This window comes from Streptomyces sp. NPDC086766, from assembly GCF_044746005.1.
Lineage (GTDB): Bacteria > Actinomycetota > Actinomycetes > Streptomycetales > Streptomycetaceae > Streptomyces.
Genome location: NZ_JBIVBI010000003.1, coordinates 167,890 through 183,903 on the forward strand (window position 1 = coordinate 167,890; position 16,014 = coordinate 183,903).

Below are 16,014 nucleotides of genomic sequence, written 5' to 3' on the forward strand. Positions count from 1 at the left end.
TGCTGGGAGGAAGCGGAAGCCGGGCCGCTACGCGTCCTGTCTCAGCAGTCGCAGGGTCGCCGCACCGGTGCGCCTGAGCGCGGACAGCGGCTGTGCCAAGCAGTCGTTGAGGGCACGTGCCACGGTGTGGTCCAGTTCGATGATCACCTTGACGTAGCGGGTTTCCAGCGCCGTGACCGTGGTGGTGGGAGTGGTGTCGGCGGTGGTAGCGGTGTGGGCGGCGGGGGCGGGGCCGTCCGGGCGACCCCGCAGTGCGGCTCGATAGGCGTCCTTGCGCTGGTTCACACGGAGTCCTGACGTTTGATGAGTTCCTCGGCGAGGTCCATGTAGGCCGTTCCCTTCACCTCGACGGGGCTGCCGAAGGACTGGGAGTACAGGTCGAGCCGCGGGATGTGTGTGGACAACACGTCGAAACCCCGCTCTCTGAGGGCCTCGCGGGCATCGGCATCGGGGCCCGTCCGCGTGGCGTCGGGACGGTTGGTGCGGTTCAGCAGGACGGCCGTCCGGGCCGGACGGGCGCGCAGAGACTGCATGTCGTCCATTTCCCGGTTGATGGGTGCCATGCGGTCCAGCTCGATGGGAGCCGGGGTCACGGGCACGATCCACTCGCTCGCGTATCTCATGATGGACCGGGCGATGGGGGCGTGGTCCTCCATCTGCGGGGCGTCGAACACCACGGCCCGCCGGTTGTCGAGGAAGTCGTTCACCCGCTGGTGCACGTCGCCCACCGGAAGAGCGAGCACGGGAAACGGGAACCCGCCCGCCAGTTCGCTCCAGCGCAACGCGGAGGACGCGGGGTCGCTGTCCACGAGCAACGGTGACAGGTCTGAGGCATGCAGTGCGTGGGCCAACCAGACGGCGCTGGTCGTCTTCCCCACTCCGGGCTTGAGGTTCACGAATGCATAGCTGTGCGGCACGGGAGCCGACGCTAACGCCCGCATGCCCACGGCTCCCACCGACGCGGAAACACCGTCCCTGGTTCACCCAGCGGCACCGGTGAATCATTCGGGCGGGCTAACGCGAAACCAGGCCGGAGAGCTGCCGACACGCGCCGGCCGCGTGTTGGAAGCCTCGGCGGACCGCCGATTCCACGCCCCTCCTCGTCCCCTCGATCGGGCGTCGGCGTGGGTGCCGTCCTGACGGATCGCAGGGTGCTGTTCGTGTGCCCACCGGTCGTCGACGACGTCTGTCGCGCACCGTCGACATGATCGAGACCCCCGCCCAGCCGGCCCGGCCGGCGACCGCCCTGGTCCGCTTCACCCCCGGTGCCCGCACCAACTGGCACTCCCACGCCAACGGCCACACCCTCTGCATCACCGAATGCCGGTTGCCTGGAGCGCGACGACGCCTCCAGGCAACCGGCTTCAGGCTCTAGAAGGAGCCCAGCTTCTTCGGTGAGTACGAGACCAGGAGGTTCTTCGTCTGCTGGTGGTACACGCTCGCCGTCGCCTCTGACCTGCGGCAAGGGGCGGAATCGTCTGCTGTTGAGCCGAGTTGGTCCGCACCTGGTCCGGATCTTGGTGCGTGATCTGTGGCGTTGGCGTGCGAGTCCTGCGGTACGACATGGCACAGGTTGTAGAGACCGTCCGTGGGCGTCTACGCCGGTCCAGCGCGGGCACGAAATAGCAGGTCAGGGCCTTCTGCTCTGGGAGAGGCCGCCCAGTTGGTGATGGCTGTGTGATAGACGAGTGATACGGCGAGGCTCCGCCGGGGTGCGTCCTGACGGAATTTTGAGCCGAGCCGTGAGACGACGAGGCGCATCGGAGCGCTCCGGTGCGGCTTCGTCTGAGATCGGCTGCGCTGGCAGGCGAAACGCGTGTCGTCCGTCCGTCCCGAGCTCGCTGGACGGGGACGTCATCCCCTGAGGCTGGCGGGCTTCCATGTCGTGGATGGGGCGGATGACACCGCACCGGGGCTGAAGGTGGGCGAGGCGCCCGCGGGCACGCGGGTGAGCTGGTCGTGGTTCTGGCGAAGAGGTCGGCTGCCGGTGCGTGACCGGGTTCCGGGTGCAGGTCCGCCCGGGTCTCACGCCGTCACAGTCGGCGGCCGGCGGGGGCCCCGCCGGGATCGTCGGCCAGCACGATCCCTGTGGTGATCCGTCTGCCCACCGATTCGCGGTGGATGGCGAAGCTCTGGCCGACGGCCATCACGATCTCAAGCCCGTGCTGGCCGATCCGGGTCGGGTCGGGCGCGAGGATCGCGGGCGGGGTCGGGTTGCTGTCCCATACGGTCACGTCGACGGCGCCGCCGTTGATTTCCAGGGTCAGCAGGCAGGGGCCGGGTGCGTACTTGCGGGCGTTGGTCACCAGTTCGCTGACGACGAGCTGCACTATGCCCATCGCGCGCCCGGACACCGGCAATCCGTGCACGGCCTGCACATCGGTGAGGAAGCTGCGGGCCATGCCACGGGCGAGGGCGATGTCCTCGCTGCCCTCGAACGCCCCGGACACCGATAGGACGTCCCCGAGCAGCGAGGGCCCGCAGCAATGGGCAGCGCTCGTGCGATCCGGGCGCCTCCCGGGTCCCGATGGCACAAGTCATGCAGGTCCTGCCCGTACATCGCCGTTGCCGGGCGCCCCAGCAGCCGCTCGGCGGCCGGGTTGACCGCGACGATCCGCCCGGCCGGGTCGATCACCGTCACCGCGGTGCCCAGCTGCTCGACGACCCGATGCCACAGCCCCGATTCCGCCGGCGACAGCCGCCGCTCACGCTCTCCGCCGGGCCTCACGTCCTCCACCACGTCGCGCACCCCCTTACGGGACACTCCGCCGCGGTGGCCCGGTCCCCGGGCCACCGGAACTCCGGTGACCCGATGGTCCTATAGGAACCCGGCCGCACGACTGTCACGACGATCCGATCGGCGATCGGCGCTTGCCGTTACGCCGGCGGGCCGCTGGGGCGGTCCCGATCACTGCCGGTCTCGACCAGGATCTGCCCGGCCCGCCGGAGATTGCCGGTACGGACCGCATCGGCCATCGCGGCCCTCGCCGCGGGCAGGGGCGTGTCCGGCGGAATCACGAGCAGCGGGAAGAGATCGCGGTCGCCACGGGTCACGAGGGCGGTGTCGTTCCCCACGACAGAGGAGTCGATGTGCACGACGCGTCCGTCGACAGTCATCCGGGTCGGCAGCTCGTCCCAGGAGTCTCGGTCCAGGCCGACGCGGGCGACAGGCCCGAGCCGCTCGGTCAGCGCGGAGATCAGGCCGGGCAGCTCGGCGCCTGAGTTCCTGGAGCGGGGCCACCACGCCCCGTCGAAAACGCCCTCACGGTCGTGGGTGGTCGTGAGCCGTAGGAGTGCCGTTCCGGGGCGCAGGGATTCGTACGCACCGTCCGCCAGGAGTCCTGCCGGGGGAGAGGGCTCGGAGACAGCCATGGAACTCACCTGCCTTTCGGTGCTGGCAGGCCGCCGACCGCCGGTGGCGGTGAGGAGGACGGCTACCGCCAAGGGCATGAAGACTCTCCGTGACCCTCGCTACCACGCTACTCCCCGCCTGCCCGGTCGCCGCGTACCTCGTCTCCACACGCACACCTCCGGCCGGCGTGCTGTTCCTGCCCGGGAACAGCGGGAGACGGGGTGTTCCCGAACTCGGTTTCGCACTGGAACGCCGGGCTGACGGAGACGCCGCCCGTCGCGGTGGCCAGCCGAACGCTTGCGGGCCGCCCTGGCCCGAGCCGCCCTGATCGGCACCGGCGGGGCCCCGCCGTCGCACTGGCCCATCTGCGCCGACGACCTCCTGCGAAGAGCGGCCCCTGCCTGACGGAACGTCCGACGCCGAGTTGGCCCGTCTTCGACGGGAGAACGCTGAGCTGCGTCAAGCGGTCGACTCCCACGCGACGGTCGACCAGGCCATCGATGTTCTCGTCGCGACCCGCCGCATTCGACCAGCCGCCGGGTTCGACGTGCTGCGCGAGGTCTCCCAACGCACCAACGTCAAACTGCACACGGTCGCGAAGGCCGTCATCGCCTGGGCGCCGGGCCGACCGCTGCCGGAGCCGGTGGGCCGGGAAGTGGCCGCGGCGGTGGAGCGGCGCTCGCCTCATCAGGGCGCCCCGGACCGGCCCGGGCGAGGATTCAGGCGTTGAGGCCCTGTTCGACGGCGGGGTAGCAGTCGATGATCTCGTCGATGCCGACCATGTGCAGCAGGCGGACGACGGGCTCCTGCGCGCCGGCGATGCGCAGCCATCCCTGAGCGGCGTTCACGCGTCGGTGGACGGTGACGAAGACGTTGATGCCGCTGGAGTCCATGAAGGTCACACCGCTGAGGTCCGCCACGATCCGCGTCGTCGTCGTGCCGTCCTCGGACAGCAGCGCCTCGCTGAGGAGGTCCTTGACGTCGTGGTCGATCTCGCCGTGCAGGGCCACGACGAGGACGCCGTCGTCCACTGCACGCTGGATGGAGAGCCGGCGTGGCCGGTCTTCCTTGTGGATGTCGCTCACGTTTCCTCGACTGCACCTCGGCTTGCCCACTCAGGGCGTGCCCGCACGATTCTGCCCCACTGCCGCGGCGGCATGCGCCCAAGTAGCCGTGCCGGACGGTTTCCTGGTGGCTTGCGCCTCGCTGCCGCGGGTACTCGCGCGCGTTGACGGAGGGAGTGAGGGCGAGATACGTGGGATCCCATGCCGACGGTGACGGCCGTACCGCAGATCGGTACCTGATGCGAGCCGGATACGCCCTGGATGGAGGCGTCGGCTGTATCGCCGACGCTCGCCACCACGCTGTCGCCTTCCTTGACCAGGCTCACATCGATCACCACGTGCCCGTGCCCGCCCGTGCCCTGGATCTCACGCAGTTGGTGGTCAGCGAGCTGGTCACCAACGCCCTCAAATACGCCCCCGGCCCCGTCCTGATGGAACTGCGCATCACCGCCTGCGCCGTGGACGTCGTCGTGTGGGACAGTGACCCCATCGTGCCCGCTGCACGGCCCGCCGATCCCGATCGGATCGGCCAGCACGGCCTGGAGATCGTCAAAGCCGTCACCCTGGACCTTTTCACCGAACAGGAGCCGGTCGGCAAGCGCATCACGGCCCGCATCGCCCTGCCTGACACATCCAGCAGCGACACCGTCCGCCGCTGAACGAAAGGTCGGCGCCGGGCTGGTGGTTGAGTGGCCGGCCCGCCTTGTCGCGTCGACGACGAGATGGCTACCGTCTGCTTCGAGGTGGCACGGTATGGGAGTCTGAAGGGCCTGTCCGCTCTGGCCCGCGGCGCCAGCTGCGGCGATCAGTGCCGCGGGCCCATGCCCGCTGGACCGGCGGTGGAACGTGTCTACCTGACGTCACTGCGGAACATGGTCGACGACTGCCCGGCGAGTGCCGGCACTGCGCCAACGCGAGGTCGGCCCGGTCTGCAACCCATCGCTGAAGCAGATCCTCGGACGGTGAGCGCGGTAGTGCCAGTACCGCGGGATCTGGCCCACGGCAATGTCGATACGAGCTGCTGGAACCCTTCGAAGAGGCGTCTTACGGATAGCCGCGTACGTCGTCGCGCCCCTTAAGAGCTCTGGTGCCGTTGGCAACTCTTCTTGAGACGTTTCACTCCGAGTGAATAAATATCTGTGCCCGAGAGGTCAGAATTTGAGGGACCATGCAGTCCGAATTTTTGCCGCGCCGAGCAGAGTGCAATTATTCAACGCACACGTGCCGCTCCCGCGTGCTACTGTCGATCTCAGTTGCAGTTGTGGTTCCCGAGACTTCAAGTGCCCCCACCAGGCTTCCCCGGGTCGGGAGCGCTTTTGTTTTTCCGGTCATTTCCGGGCGGGGTGATCATCGCGGCGACACGGCGTCCGCGCGGTGCGGAGGCCGATGCACTGCCCCAAAGGAGATATGACATGGCTGCTGGTACCGTGAAGTGGTTCAACGCGGAAAAGGGCTTCGGCTTCATCGAGCAGGACGGTGGCGGCGCTGACGTGTTCGCCCACTACTCGAACATTGCGGCGCAGGGCTTCCGTGAGCTGCTCGAGGGCCAGAAAGTGAACTTCGACATCGCGCAGGGCCAGAAGGGCCCGACGGCCGAGAACATCGTTCCGGCCTGACGCTGATGCGCAAATCCGTAGCTGGGGCCCGCATCCTTCGGGGTGCGGGCCCCAGCTGCACGCATCTCTAGCAGCGGTTTCACCCGCGGGATCCGCAGCCAACCCCCGGATCTCGAGGTCCCCATCGCGTCACCCATTCCAGCATCTGCGCCTCCGGAGATTTCCGCCGGCCGGATCTGATTTCTTTTGCATCCGGTCCATACTCGTGATTCCCCATGCCGCTCATCGCTGCGGAAATTCCTTGATATGTGCCACATCGAGGAAGGTCCCTTCGCCTCGCAGACGCCGCGCGGTTCCGGCGGCCCTACCCGTTCCGGCAGTTATAGCCGCCGGCCCGTCGCAGTGCAGGGTGAGTTCGCGCATCCCGAGACGGTCACCCCTGCGGCGAGCGACACGCATCCGTCGGCCCGACGCCCTGCCGGCGGTCGACGAGCAGGGCAACGCCCTGGGTGTCCTCGCCCTCTTCCGCTTGAGAGTCCCGTCCGCGGTCGGACCGCTCTCCCTTCTCCCTTGTGAGGTCACATGCGCTGCGTCATCGCCCGCTTCCCCTTCGAGCTCACCAAGGGCGGCGTGCTGGAATCGATGAAGGGCGTCAAGCCCGAACCGGTCACCGACGAATCGGTGACCATCGGCCGCCGCCACTACCCCGTCAAGCAGGTCGGCCAGGTCATCACCGGCCAGGACCGCCGTGACTTCAGCGCAGCCGAAGTCTCCCGGGCCATGGCCCAGCTCGGCTTCACCTGCCGCACCCTCCCTCAGGCCGTGCCCGCGCCCGTGGGCATCCTCAACTCGCTGCAGCACGACTCCGCCATGCTCGGCGCCCCCGTCGCGGCCTGACCGAGAGAAACAGGCGCAAGCCGACACCTGACCAGCAGCGTGGGCCCGATCGGTACGCCGGTCGGGCCCACACTGCTGGTCAGCCGGTTCCTGTCGCCGTCGCTCAGTGGTGGGAGTAGCTGAAGTCGCCCACGGTCCAGGCGCTGACGTCCTCGATCGCGACCCGGTACATCCCGCCCGTCTCCGGGATCCCCACCTGGCCCTGCAGGATGCGGGCGACGTGGAAGTGCAGATGCGTGGGCGGCCCTTCCCTCTTCACGGGGGCGTCGAAGGCGGTGGCGAACTCGCCCAAGCGGGCGGAATCCCTCAGCACATCCGACACCCTCTGCTTCCACACCGCTTCGGCAGCAAGCCGACCGGTGATGACGGCGCCACCGGTGACCACGGTAAGGGACATCTGGTTGCTCTGACCGGACTCCACCAGGGCGGCGACGTCAACCAGCAGCTCGTCAGGCTTCGACATGAGTCCGACTATATTCGTCGGCCATCCGGCTGCTTGAGCGGTGACGCTACCGGGCAAGGCAGGCGCTCATGGTTTTGCCGTCGGAGGCCCGCCGGGTGACCGCCGTGGCGTGGGCGAGACCGGTGACCATGGGCCGGCCGAAGCCCCCGGTGCCGCCGTTCAGGTCAGGGGTGCGCGTGCGCGGCACATGCCAGCTGGGGTCGTGAACGGCGGCCTTGATGGTGTCGGGATGTGCAGTCAGTTCCAATGCGCAGTGGCAGTCGACGCATGACGGCACCTGCTGCCGTGAGCCCGTGTCCTAGCGGCTCACGGTCTGCTCGAGAGTCGGGGGCCGTGCCGGTTCGCCGCGAGCTGCTCGATCATCCCGGGATCGCCGAGGGCGGCGCAGACCTTCGTGGCGCGCCCGTCATCGGCCGACCTGCGGGGCGTCACGCCTGAAAGCGTCCGTGCCGGCCGGTGGTGTTCTTCGCGAGCCGCAGTGTTGGCCGGTGCCCGTCGACGGTAGCCGCGGCGCAGTAGGCGACGTCACGCTCAGCCCGACGTGCTGCGCGACGGTGGGTCACTGTGAGCGCCGGACTGAGCTTCGGAGCTGCTTGACCCAGCCATGGACCGGTCGAGGCGGATGACCTCACCTTCGAACACCCGGAAATCTATGCCAGCCACAGTAGACATTGGGTGGCGGTGTGGTTATGGTTTCTCTCGTAGCCGAGATCGAGAGAGGCCCGGCAGAGATGAACTGCCGGGCAGCAGTAGCGCAGTTGCTGTTCGCAGGACGGTGCGGTGGTGGAGTTCCGAAGCCAGAGCAGTCGCAGGGCGGCGACGGGACTGACGACCGGACCGGGTGGCCCGCAGTGATCAGGGGCCGCCATAAGGAGTACCGCAGTGGCAGTACCCGTAAATGAAGGATCGCAGTACCCAGCAGTGAAGTCAGTGAGCAGTACCTCGGTGAAGGCGTCGGCTGCGGGCGCGCGCATCGGGAGGTTCGGCAGTGGGGTTCCAAGCCAGAGCAGACGCAGGACGGGCGACGGGGCTGGCTGTCGAAGAGTGGCGCTGTTCGAGGCCACCAGCAGTTCGCGATACCAGCAGTTCGCAGTTTCGGTTAGTGAGTAGTTGATCAAGAGGGAAGAACGGAGGAGCCGAGCGCCATCAGGATCGCCCGGGCGGACGTCTTGGACCCGGGTACCGCAGGACATCGATAGTGAGGTGGTCTCCGGTCGAGCAACCGCGATCCCCGCGCCCCCGACAGCGTCTCGGTCGGGTCTGCGGAAACAGAGGGCCGGTGCAGTATCAGGGCCGGCCGATGGTGTAGTAGTTCCTTCGGGGCCCTGGTGCCAGTACGGCGCCAGGGCCCCTCCACGCGTTCCACAGAGAGGTGCAATGACAGCAGACGACACGTTCGGCCGTCTCGATGACGACGACTACCCCGCCTACACCATGGGCCGAGCTGCCGAGATGCTCGGAACCACACAGGGTTTCCTCCGCGCCATCGGCGAAGCCCGCCTCATCACCCCACTCCGCTCCGCAGGCGGCCACCGCCGCTACTCCCGCTACCAGCTGCGCATCGCCGCCCGCGCCCGGGAACTCGTCGACCACGGGACCCCCATCGAGGCCGCCTGCCGGATCGTCATCCTCGAAGACCAGCTCGAGGAAGCCCAGCGCCTCAACGCCGAATATCGCCGCGCCGCCGAATCAGCGAACCCAACGGCAGCAGCATGAGATGAGCGTGCCCGTCAGCGCCGGGCGGGCACCGCACGCACGGTCTCGTGTGTGGCGTGATCATTTCCTCTGGTGACGCGGCGTGTGGACGTGTAGCGTCTGTGTCAGCTGTCGTGGTTCGGAATTCCCTCTTGCCCGCGCCTTTGGTGTGGGTGTTTTGCTGTGCTGTGCCGCAGGGACCAGGGCGATCACCTCCGTCTGCCACAGGGAGTGGTAGGCGTTCATCGACTGGAAGGCATGACCATGGCTACGGGAACTGTGAAGTGGTTCAACGCGGAGAAGGGCTTCGGCTTCATCGCCCAGGACGGCGGCGGCCCGGATGTCTTCGCGCACTACTCCGCGATCAACTCCACAGGCTTTCGTGAGCTCCAGGAGGGCCAGGCCGTGACGTTCGACGTCACCCAGGGCCAGAAGGGTCCGCAGGCCGAGAACATCAACCTCGCCTGACCTCGCAGACCTGCCCGAGGGATCGCGCACGCCGCGTCCGGTGGCCGCCGCCCGTGCGGGCCCTGCCGCCCACCTGGACGAAGGCGCCTGCTCTCGTGCCGGGCCGGTGCGACTTCGGCCCGGCACTTCCTGACCTCACTCGCTGCAAGCGTCGTCGGGCACGGGGGAGCCGCATGTCCTGCGCGGCTGCTGTGCAGCTTGGAGGAGCCGACGTTCAGACGCTCGTCCAGGCGTCGAGAAAGGCTTTCCGTCCAGCCGGATCGTCCGACCTGCGGTCTGCGTGCAGGACGCGCCAGGCGGTGAGCTCGAGATCTCGGAGCCACAGTTCTCCGATGACCTGTGTCTTGAGGTCGGGCAGATGGTCGGACTCGACGAGGGCCTGACCGATCACCTCCCCGGCCGCGGAGCGCTGGGGCGGGGTCATCTCATCGACGGCCGAGAGGACCTGCCGGGCCAGGGCGGTTCCCTCTCCTGCCAGCGAGCGCAGGACCGAATCCTTGATGTTGACGGGCAGCAGGTACGCGGTGCCCGAAGACCTCCACAGGTCCGACCAGAAGCGCTCGCCTGCCGCGGTGGGGGCAGGCAGCGCGGCCAGCAGCCCGAGGAGATGGCCGGTGGCCGCGTAGCCATCGGAGTGGGCGGCTGCGACGACTGCGACGCCGGCGACGCCCTCCACATCGAGCTGGCCCGCCTCGAGATGGGGAGCCAGGTCCAGTTGGTGTTCCAACTGGTCTGCGAGTGCGGTGGATACGTAGGGGCGGACCTCAGGAAGCATCGGCGATCCTTGCGCGTAGGCGAGCGGAGATGCCCGTTCGTAAGCCCTGATCGTTCCCAGGACCAGCCGTTCTACTCGGCTTCGGCAGGCCCAATTGGCGGTAGGTCAACGGGGCTGGGGTTCCCACGGTGGCGAACCGGCTCGGTCCCGGCGACGTGGCTCTGGGGTTCTGGACCGAACCCCCGCCATGTGTCCGGGTGAGGTTTCCTAGCATGACCGCATGGTTGCCAGTGACGCCCAGGAGCCCCGGGGAGGACGAGAGGCCGCGTCCCGCGACGCCGCTGAAGTCGAATGTGGTCACGTCGTGTCAGCGCGGGGAGAGCGCCGTGCAGCCGGGCTACCCGACGAATCACCAGGCGACCGTGCGGGGAAGGGGGCTCACTCGGTTACTGCCCTGGTGGAGCGGGTGGCCGACCTGGCCGAACCGATCAAGCCGAGGTTGCGTGGCTGGCTCCATGCCGGAATGGTCCCCGCCGCACTGAGCGCGGGCGTCGTACTCATGTGCCTGGCCGGTACTCAGCAGGCGGTCCTGGCCTGTGCCGTGTACTCGATCACCGCCTGGCTGCTGTTCGCGACGAGCGCCGTCTACCACCGCGGCACCTGGGGACCGCTCGGCGAGGCTCTTCTGCGACGCCTCGACCACGCCAACATCTTCCTGATCATCGCCGGCACCTGCACCCCCCTGGCCGTGCTCCTCCTCCCGCCGGACCAGCGGTCCGTGCTGCTGTGGATCGTCTGGACGGGAGCGCTGGCCGGCATCGCGTTCCGGGTCCTGTGGGTCGGAGCTCCGCGTTGGCTGTACACCCCGTGTTACCTGGCCCTGGGCTGGGCGCCGGTGAGCTACCTTCCCGACTTCCTTCATACCGGTGGAGCAGCCGTAGTCGTCCTGATCGTTGTCGGTGGTCTCCTGTACAGCGCGGGCGCGGTCGTCTACGCCCTGCAGCGGCCCGACCCCTCACCCCGCTGGTTCGGCTATCACGAGGTCTTCCATGCCCTGACCGTGGCAGCGTTCACCGCGCACTACGCCGCGATCTCCCTCGCCACCTACTGACCGCGACAGGTTCGGGCTCGCGCCGCTCGTCACACACGTTGCCGCGTGCTGCTCCGCGACGGGCGGGGCCGTCCCCTGGGCATCCCCCTGCTTGAAATCCGTCGCTGTCCCGTCTGTCAGTCGGCGGTTCTCCAGGGTGCGGCGCTCCGTGGGCAGGTAAGGGAGGAGCGAAAGAAAGACGAGACAGCGGTCTTCAGCCGACCTGCGATGAAGGCGCCCCGTGTTCGAGGCGGAAGACATGAGGGAATGGCGGGGCCACGACGTGCTCCACCATGAGCAGCACACCGTGAAAGGCATTCCACTCGGCCAAGCGCGTGTTCCCTCTCAATGGCTGCTTGCTGGATCTGGTCGATGAGGTGGTGCTGCGACGACGTCGGCGAACGTGGTCGCCTCGTCGAGCCCGGTGGTCTTGTCGCGGGTGACGGCGGCGTGCAAGTGGGCGAGGTCCTGCACACCGTCGCCTGGCGCACCCGGGACGCTCGTCTGACGTCCGTTGAGCTGCGGGTTTTCGCGCCTCCAGTCCTTGGGATGTGTTCCCGAGGACTCGTCATGTGGAGTGAGTTGCCACCCCGGCCTGCTGGGGTGGCTGCGACTCCCGTGCCCGACCTCCGTGCCGGCGGAGCCGCGGCCGGAACGGAGGTCGTGCTGCCGGGTTACGGCTCAGGCGTCGATGATGACGGGGATGATGAGGGGCTTGCGACGGTGGGTGCGGAACGCCCAGTTCGCCACGGCGCGGGCGAGGAGCTGTTCGAGTTGGCGCGCGTCCCCGACGCCTTCCTCGGCCGCGGTGGCCAGGGTCTTCTCGATGACGGGGATGACCGGCTCGAAGGTGGCGTCGTCGTGGACGAAGCCCCGGGCGAGGAAGTCGGGGGCCTCGGCGAGGGCGCCGGTGTCCGCGTCGACGATCGCCACCACCGTGACCACGCCTTCCTCTGCGAGGGTGAGGCGGTCCTTGAGGGACGCCTCGGTGGCGCCGCCGACTTCCATGCCGTCCACGTAGACGTTGCCGGCGGGGACCTTGCCGGTGATGGACGCGCGTCCGTCGACCAGGTCGACGACGACGCCGTCCTCGGCGATGACGACGCGGTCGGGGTCGACACCGGTACGGATGGCGAGGTCGGCGTTGGCCCGCAGGTGGCGCCATTCGCCGTGCACGGGCATGACGTTGCGGGGTTTGACGATGTTGTAGCAGTAGACGAGTTCGCCGGCGCTGGCATGCCCGGAGACGTGCACCTTGGCGTTGCCCTTGTGGACCACGTGGGCGCCCCACCGGGTGAGTCCGTTGATCACCCGGTAGATGGCGTTCTCGTTGCCGGGGATGAGAGAGCTGGCGAGCAGGACCGTGTCGCCCTTACCGATGCGGATCAGGTGGTCGCGGTTGGCCATCCGGGACAGCGCGGCCATCGGTTCGCCCTGGGAACCGGTGCACACCAGAGTGATCTTGTGGTCCGGGAGCTTCTCCAGCTCCTTCGTGCTCACCACCAGACCGGAGGGGACCTTCAGGTAACCAAGGTCACGGGCGATGCCCATGTTACGGACCATCGACCGGCCGACGAAGGCGACCTTGCGGCCGTGCTGATGGGCCGCGTCCAGGACCTGCTGGATGCGGTGCACATGGCTGGCGAAGCTGGAGACGATGACCCGGCGCGGCGCGGTGCGCATCACCTGTTCGATCGCCGGGTTCAGCTCCCGCTCGGAGGTGGTGAAGCCGGGTACCTCGGCGTTGGTGGAGTCGGTGAGGAACAGGTCCACGCCCTCCTCGCCGAGGCGGGCGAAGGCGCGCAGATCGGTGATGCGGTCGTCGAGCGGGAACTGGTCCATCTTGAAGTCGCCGGTGTGCAGAACCATCCCGGCCCGGGTACGGATCGCCACCGCGAGGCTGTCGGGGATGGAGTGGTTGACCGCCACGAACTCGCAGTCGAAGGGCCCGAAGCCACGCCGGTCGCCCTCCCGCACCCGTACCGTGCGCGGCCGGATGCCGTGTTCCTTGAGCTTGGCCTCCAGAAACGCCAGCGTCAGCTTGGAGCCGACGACGGGAATGTCGGACCGCTCGCGCAGCAGGTACGGCACGCCGCCGATGTGGTCCTCGTGGCCGTGGGTGAGGACCACGGCCACGATGTCGTCCAGCCGGTCCCGGATCGAGGTGAAGTCCGGCAGGATCACGTCCACGCCGGGTTGGGTCTCCTCGGGGAACAGCACGCCGCAGTCGACGATGAGCAGCTTGGCGGCGTGCTCGAAGACGGTCATGTTGCGGCCGATCTCACCGAGGCCGCCCAGGGCGGTGACCCGCAGACCTCCTTCGGGAAGGGGAGGGGCGGCTTTCAGTTCGGGGTGCGGATGACTCATAGCCTGACGGTACCCGGAGAGCGGGACAGGGTGATCCATTGCCTGTGCGATCTCCTTTTCCCGACGGAGCGGGATACCCGCAGCGGGTGCCTCGGCACGATCACATCACGCCGGCGGCCGGAACAGGCAGGGGTGAAAGCGATACCACCTTCCGTGGCCGAACCCTTCGCCCGGTGCTGGAGAAGAATCTCGTGCACCCTGTCGTGTTATCCGGTGTTTGCCACCTTCCTGTGGCCTCGGCAATGGTCCGCTCGAAATGGTCGAGACGGGGGTGCCGTCGGTGCTCAGGAGCAAGTGGGCCGAAGCGCTCCGAGGCAGCTTCTCTCGCCGGGCGGACAGTTGGCGGTGTCCCCGAAGCGCTCGCCGCCCCGCCAGCCATGCCGGAACCCGATGTGGAGCCCCATGAACTCAACGACGAGGTCGCGCGGCGGCGGCTCGGCCGTTGTCTCGAGCCGGTCCCGGGAAGTCCTGGACTCGCGGCGCTCATGAGCGGGCGGCTCGTGGGGTGTTGTCGTTCGGCGCCGTTTGGTCCACGACTGGTCCGGGCGAGACTCCCCTAGGTGTCAGACAGTAGCGCAAAGGCTCGAGCTCATCACTGAGTGTAGCCGTTATTTCGGGTTGCCTGGAGCGCGACGACGCCTCCAGGCAACCGGCTTCAGGCTCTAGAAGAAGCCCAGCTTCTTCGGTGAGTACGAGACCAGGAGGTTCTTCGTCTGCTGGTGGTACACCGTCCGCTCGGCTCTGACCAGCGCAAATGTGCCATGCGGAGGGACATGGGCGGACCTTGGTCCGGGTATGGTCCGGATCTTGGCGTCGGTCGGCGCGACCGCCGCTCCCAGCACCGAGGCCGCGCCCCGCGGCAGGCCGTATGCGTGGGCGAGAGCGGCCACGGCCCAGGCGGTGATGGCCACCGGGACCGTGCCGGTCAGCACGATGCCGCGCAGGTCCCGGCGGATCGCCCGCAGCGAGGTGGTCACGCTCTCCCAGTACAGGAGGGTGCGGTCACCATGTGGTGGCGACGGTCCGCAGAGCAGTCCAGGTGTCGTCATGTCGCGCGAAGTGCACGGCCAGACGTAGCCGCCACTCGGTGCGTGTGCCGTAGACCGTCGCGTCGGTCAGCGTGCGGCCGACCAGTCGGACCGCGCTGGCGCCGCCGGTGTGCACATCGGAGCCCTTCTCCTCGATGCTGTGGTGGACGAACTGCCCGGCGCGCATCTGGGTGAGCCACTCGGTCTTGGGCTGCACGTAGCCCGTCATATGCGTCAGAGTGAAGGCGTCGTCGAGCAGGACGTCGAGGGCTTCAGTGTCGCCGTTGGTCATCGCTTGGAAGTAGGCGCGGTACGCCGGGACCGCCTTGGCGTGATCGGCGGCTGCAGCCGGTTCAGTGTTCGGCTGGCGGGTGGTCACGGGCGTACCAGCACCTTCTTCAGGGCGTCGTGGTCGTTCATCGCCTGGTAGCCGTCGGCGATGTCCTCCAGGCTGACGGTGCGGTCGAAGACGCGGCCGGCCCGGATCGTACCGTCGAGGATGTGGAGCATCAGTTCATCGATGTAGGCGCGGGCGGGTGCGACGCCGCCGGTGAGGGTGATGTTGCGCATGAAGTCGGCGAACCCGAACGGCACGTCGGTGAACTGGGGAGCCCCGACCCGGCTGATGGTGCCGCCGTCGCGTACGACGCCGAGACTCTGCACGAGAGCGTCCTTCAGCCCGACGCATTCGAGGACCTTGAGGGTGCCTTCGCCGCCGGTCAGCTCGCGGACCTCGGCGACGCCTTCGTCGCCGCGCTCGGCGACCACGTCGGTGGCGCCGAAGTCACGGCCCAGGTCGGTGCGGGTGCGGTGGCGGCCCATCAGGCGGCGTCCGCGTTCGCCGCATCTGCCGGGCGTCCGGGGGGTGGCTCAAGCTTTCAGTTGGGCGAAGGTCGCTCCGTCGATGACGAACCGGTAGTGGACGGCGGAGGCGAGGATCCGCTCGTAGGCGGTGTTGATGTCCTGGGCGCCGATCAGTTCGATTTCGGCGCATCAGCGCCGGCCAGACCGTCAAGTGCCCGCCCGGTGAGGAGCACTGGCACGGCGGCACCGACACCACCCTCATGGCGCACATCGCCATGGTCGTCGGCGACGCCGACGGCGACGGCACCACCTGGCTGGAACCGGTGACCGACGAGCAGTACGCCGAAGCGCTCGCCACCGCCACCCGCTGAGGGCCACTGGGACAGTTGGAGCTGAGCCTGTCCAGGTGAGGAGCGACCGTGCCCCTCACCAGAACTCGTACGTACCGAGAGGCCCGGTCCCGCCCCGTGGTCCGGGATGCTGATGCGCTCGTCGCAGCCCCTGCCGCTGCGAGC

At 68.3% G+C, this 16,014-nt stretch carries 20 protein-coding genes and 2 pseudogenes; 9 read left to right on the forward strand and 13 right to left on the reverse strand.

Annotated elements, in window-relative coordinates; all coding sequences use genetic code 11:
* Positions 1–27 precede the first annotated feature (27 nt).
* Entirely contained in the window at positions 28–285 is a 258-nt protein-coding gene (locus tag ACIPM1_RS06600) for a hypothetical protein (protein WP_402429800.1), read from the reverse strand.
* Positions 282–941 (reverse strand): hypothetical protein, encoded by a 660-nt coding sequence (locus ACIPM1_RS06605; RefSeq protein ID WP_402429803.1) that lies wholly within the window; start codon positions 939–941, stop codon positions 282–284. The genes ACIPM1_RS06600 and ACIPM1_RS06605 overlap by 4 nt, the downstream gene beginning before the upstream one ends.
* A gap of 221 nt (positions 942–1,162) precedes the next feature.
* Here ACIPM1_RS06605 and ACIPM1_RS06610 point away from each other — a divergent pair, with 221 nt between their 5' ends.
* Complete coding sequence (locus ACIPM1_RS06610) at positions 1,163–1,375, forward strand: hypothetical protein (RefSeq protein ID WP_402429806.1); 213 nt, start codon at positions 1,163–1,165, stop codon at positions 1,373–1,375.
* A 658-nt stretch (positions 1,376–2,033) separates the two neighbouring features.
* Here the strand turns inward: ACIPM1_RS06610 and ACIPM1_RS06615 are convergent.
* The 3 genes from ACIPM1_RS06615 to ACIPM1_RS06625 all read right to left on the reverse strand — a co-directional run bounded on the left by ACIPM1_RS06615 (position 2,034) and on the right by ACIPM1_RS06625 (position 3,372).
* Positions 2,034–2,402 (reverse strand): ATP-binding protein, encoded by a 369-nt coding sequence (locus tag ACIPM1_RS06615; RefSeq protein WP_402429809.1) that lies wholly within the window; start codon positions 2,400–2,402, stop codon positions 2,034–2,036.
* The gene (locus tag ACIPM1_RS06620) at positions 2,330–2,794 is read right to left on the reverse strand and encodes a PAS domain-containing protein (RefSeq protein ID WP_402429812.1); all 465 of its coding nucleotides are present in this window, start codon (positions 2,792–2,794) and stop codon (positions 2,330–2,332) included. The genes ACIPM1_RS06615 and ACIPM1_RS06620 overlap by 73 nt, the downstream gene beginning before the upstream one ends.
* A gap of 83 nt (positions 2,795–2,877) precedes the next feature.
* Complete coding sequence (locus ACIPM1_RS06625; RefSeq protein ID WP_402429815.1) at positions 2,878–3,372, reverse strand: DUF5994 family protein; 495 nt, start codon at positions 3,370–3,372, stop codon at positions 2,878–2,880.
* A gap of 404 nt (positions 3,373–3,776) precedes the next feature.
* Here ACIPM1_RS06625 and ACIPM1_RS06630 point away from each other — a divergent pair, with 404 nt between their 5' ends.
* On the forward strand, positions 3,777–4,082 hold the full coding sequence (locus ACIPM1_RS06630) for an ANTAR domain-containing protein (RefSeq protein ID WP_402429818.1): 306 nt from the start codon (positions 3,777–3,779) through the stop codon (positions 4,080–4,082).
* Here ACIPM1_RS06630 and ACIPM1_RS06635 read toward each other — a convergent pair.
* The gene (locus tag ACIPM1_RS06635) at positions 4,072–4,437 is read right to left on the reverse strand and encodes an STAS domain-containing protein (RefSeq protein ID WP_402429822.1); all 366 of its coding nucleotides are present in this window, start codon (positions 4,435–4,437) and stop codon (positions 4,072–4,074) included. The genes ACIPM1_RS06630 and ACIPM1_RS06635 overlap by 11 nt on opposite strands.
* Before the next feature lie 170 nt (positions 4,438–4,607).
* Between ACIPM1_RS06635 and ACIPM1_RS06640 the strand changes: the two genes are divergently transcribed.
* From ACIPM1_RS06640 to ACIPM1_RS06650, 3 genes are all read left to right on the forward strand, one after another.
* A complete protein-coding gene (locus tag ACIPM1_RS06640) occupies positions 4,608–5,075 on the forward strand; it encodes an ATP-binding protein (RefSeq protein WP_402429825.1) in 468 nt (155 codons plus the stop codon).
* A gap of 753 nt (positions 5,076–5,828) precedes the next feature.
* On the forward strand, positions 5,829–6,032 hold the full coding sequence (locus ACIPM1_RS06645) for a cold-shock protein (RefSeq protein ID WP_003973099.1): 204 nt from the start codon (positions 5,829–5,831) through the stop codon (positions 6,030–6,032).
* 522 nt (positions 6,033–6,554) lie between these two features.
* Complete coding sequence (locus ACIPM1_RS06650; protein WP_402429829.1) at positions 6,555–6,869, forward strand: SCO5918 family protein; 315 nt, start codon at positions 6,555–6,557, stop codon at positions 6,867–6,869.
* Positions 6,870–6,972: 103 nt separating this feature from the next.
* Here ACIPM1_RS06650 and ACIPM1_RS06655 read toward each other — a convergent pair whose 3' ends face one another.
* Positions 6,973–7,332 carry a hypothetical protein gene (locus tag ACIPM1_RS06655; RefSeq protein ID WP_402429832.1) on the reverse strand — a complete coding sequence of 120 codons (360 nt, stop codon included), beginning with the start codon at positions 7,330–7,332 and terminating at the stop codon, positions 6,973–6,975.
* Positions 7,333–7,378: 46 nt separating this feature from the next.
* Positions 7,379–7,579: a hypothetical protein gene (locus tag ACIPM1_RS06660; protein WP_402429835.1), complete on the reverse strand. Its 201-nt coding sequence runs from the start codon at positions 7,577–7,579 to the stop codon at positions 7,379–7,381.
* A gap of 1,130 nt (positions 7,580–8,709) precedes the next feature.
* Between ACIPM1_RS06660 and ACIPM1_RS06665 the strand changes: the two genes are divergently transcribed.
* Both ACIPM1_RS06665 and ACIPM1_RS06670 read left to right on the forward strand, forming a co-directional pair.
* Positions 8,710–9,048 carry a MerR family transcriptional regulator gene (locus tag ACIPM1_RS06665; RefSeq protein WP_031144137.1) on the forward strand — a complete coding sequence of 113 codons (339 nt, stop codon included), beginning with the start codon at positions 8,710–8,712 and terminating at the stop codon, positions 9,046–9,048.
* A 243-nt stretch (positions 9,049–9,291) separates the two neighbouring features.
* A complete protein-coding gene (locus ACIPM1_RS06670) occupies positions 9,292–9,495 on the forward strand; it encodes a cold-shock protein (protein WP_030052720.1) in 204 nt (67 codons plus the stop codon).
* 214 nt (positions 9,496–9,709) lie between these two features.
* On the opposite strand, the gene ACIPM1_RS06675 is transcribed toward ACIPM1_RS06670, so the two are convergent.
* On the reverse strand, positions 9,710–10,270 hold the full coding sequence (locus tag ACIPM1_RS06675) for a hypothetical protein (RefSeq protein ID WP_402429839.1): 561 nt from the start codon (positions 10,268–10,270) through the stop codon (positions 9,710–9,712).
* Between the two features lie 397 nt (positions 10,271–10,667).
* On the opposite strand from ACIPM1_RS06675, the gene ACIPM1_RS06680 reads away from it, so the two are divergent.
* Positions 10,668–11,321 carry a hemolysin III family protein gene (locus ACIPM1_RS06680; protein WP_402429842.1) on the forward strand — a complete coding sequence of 218 codons (654 nt, stop codon included), beginning with the start codon at positions 10,668–10,670 and terminating at the stop codon, positions 11,319–11,321.
* A 660-nt stretch (positions 11,322–11,981) separates the two neighbouring features.
* Here the strand turns inward: ACIPM1_RS06680 and ACIPM1_RS06685 are convergent.
* The 4 genes and pseudogenes from ACIPM1_RS06685 to ACIPM1_RS06700 all read right to left on the reverse strand — a co-directional run.
* Positions 11,982–13,667, reverse strand: coding sequence for a ribonuclease J (locus ACIPM1_RS06685; RefSeq protein ID WP_402429845.1), 1,686 nt, complete (start codon positions 13,665–13,667; stop codon positions 11,982–11,984).
* A 662-nt stretch (positions 13,668–14,329) separates the two neighbouring features.
* Positions 14,330–14,644, reverse strand: coding sequence for a hypothetical protein (locus tag ACIPM1_RS06690; RefSeq protein ID WP_402429848.1), 315 nt, complete (start codon positions 14,642–14,644; stop codon positions 14,330–14,332).
* Positions 14,645–14,669: 25 nt separating this feature from the next.
* Positions 14,670–15,074 (reverse strand): nuclear transport factor 2 family protein, encoded by a 405-nt coding sequence (locus ACIPM1_RS06695; protein WP_402429851.1) that lies wholly within the window; start codon positions 15,072–15,074, stop codon positions 14,670–14,672.
* A pseudogene (locus ACIPM1_RS06700) lies at positions 15,071–15,520 on the reverse strand (zinc-binding dehydrogenase); the annotation flags it as partial. The pseudogene ACIPM1_RS06700 and the gene ACIPM1_RS06695, both read right to left, overlap by 4 nt.
* 164 nt (positions 15,521–15,684) lie before the next feature.
* Between ACIPM1_RS06700 and ACIPM1_RS06705 the strand changes: the two are divergent.
* Positions 15,685–15,870, forward strand: a pseudogene (locus ACIPM1_RS06705) (cupin domain-containing protein); the annotation flags it as partial.
* Positions 15,871–16,014 lie beyond the last annotated feature (144 nt).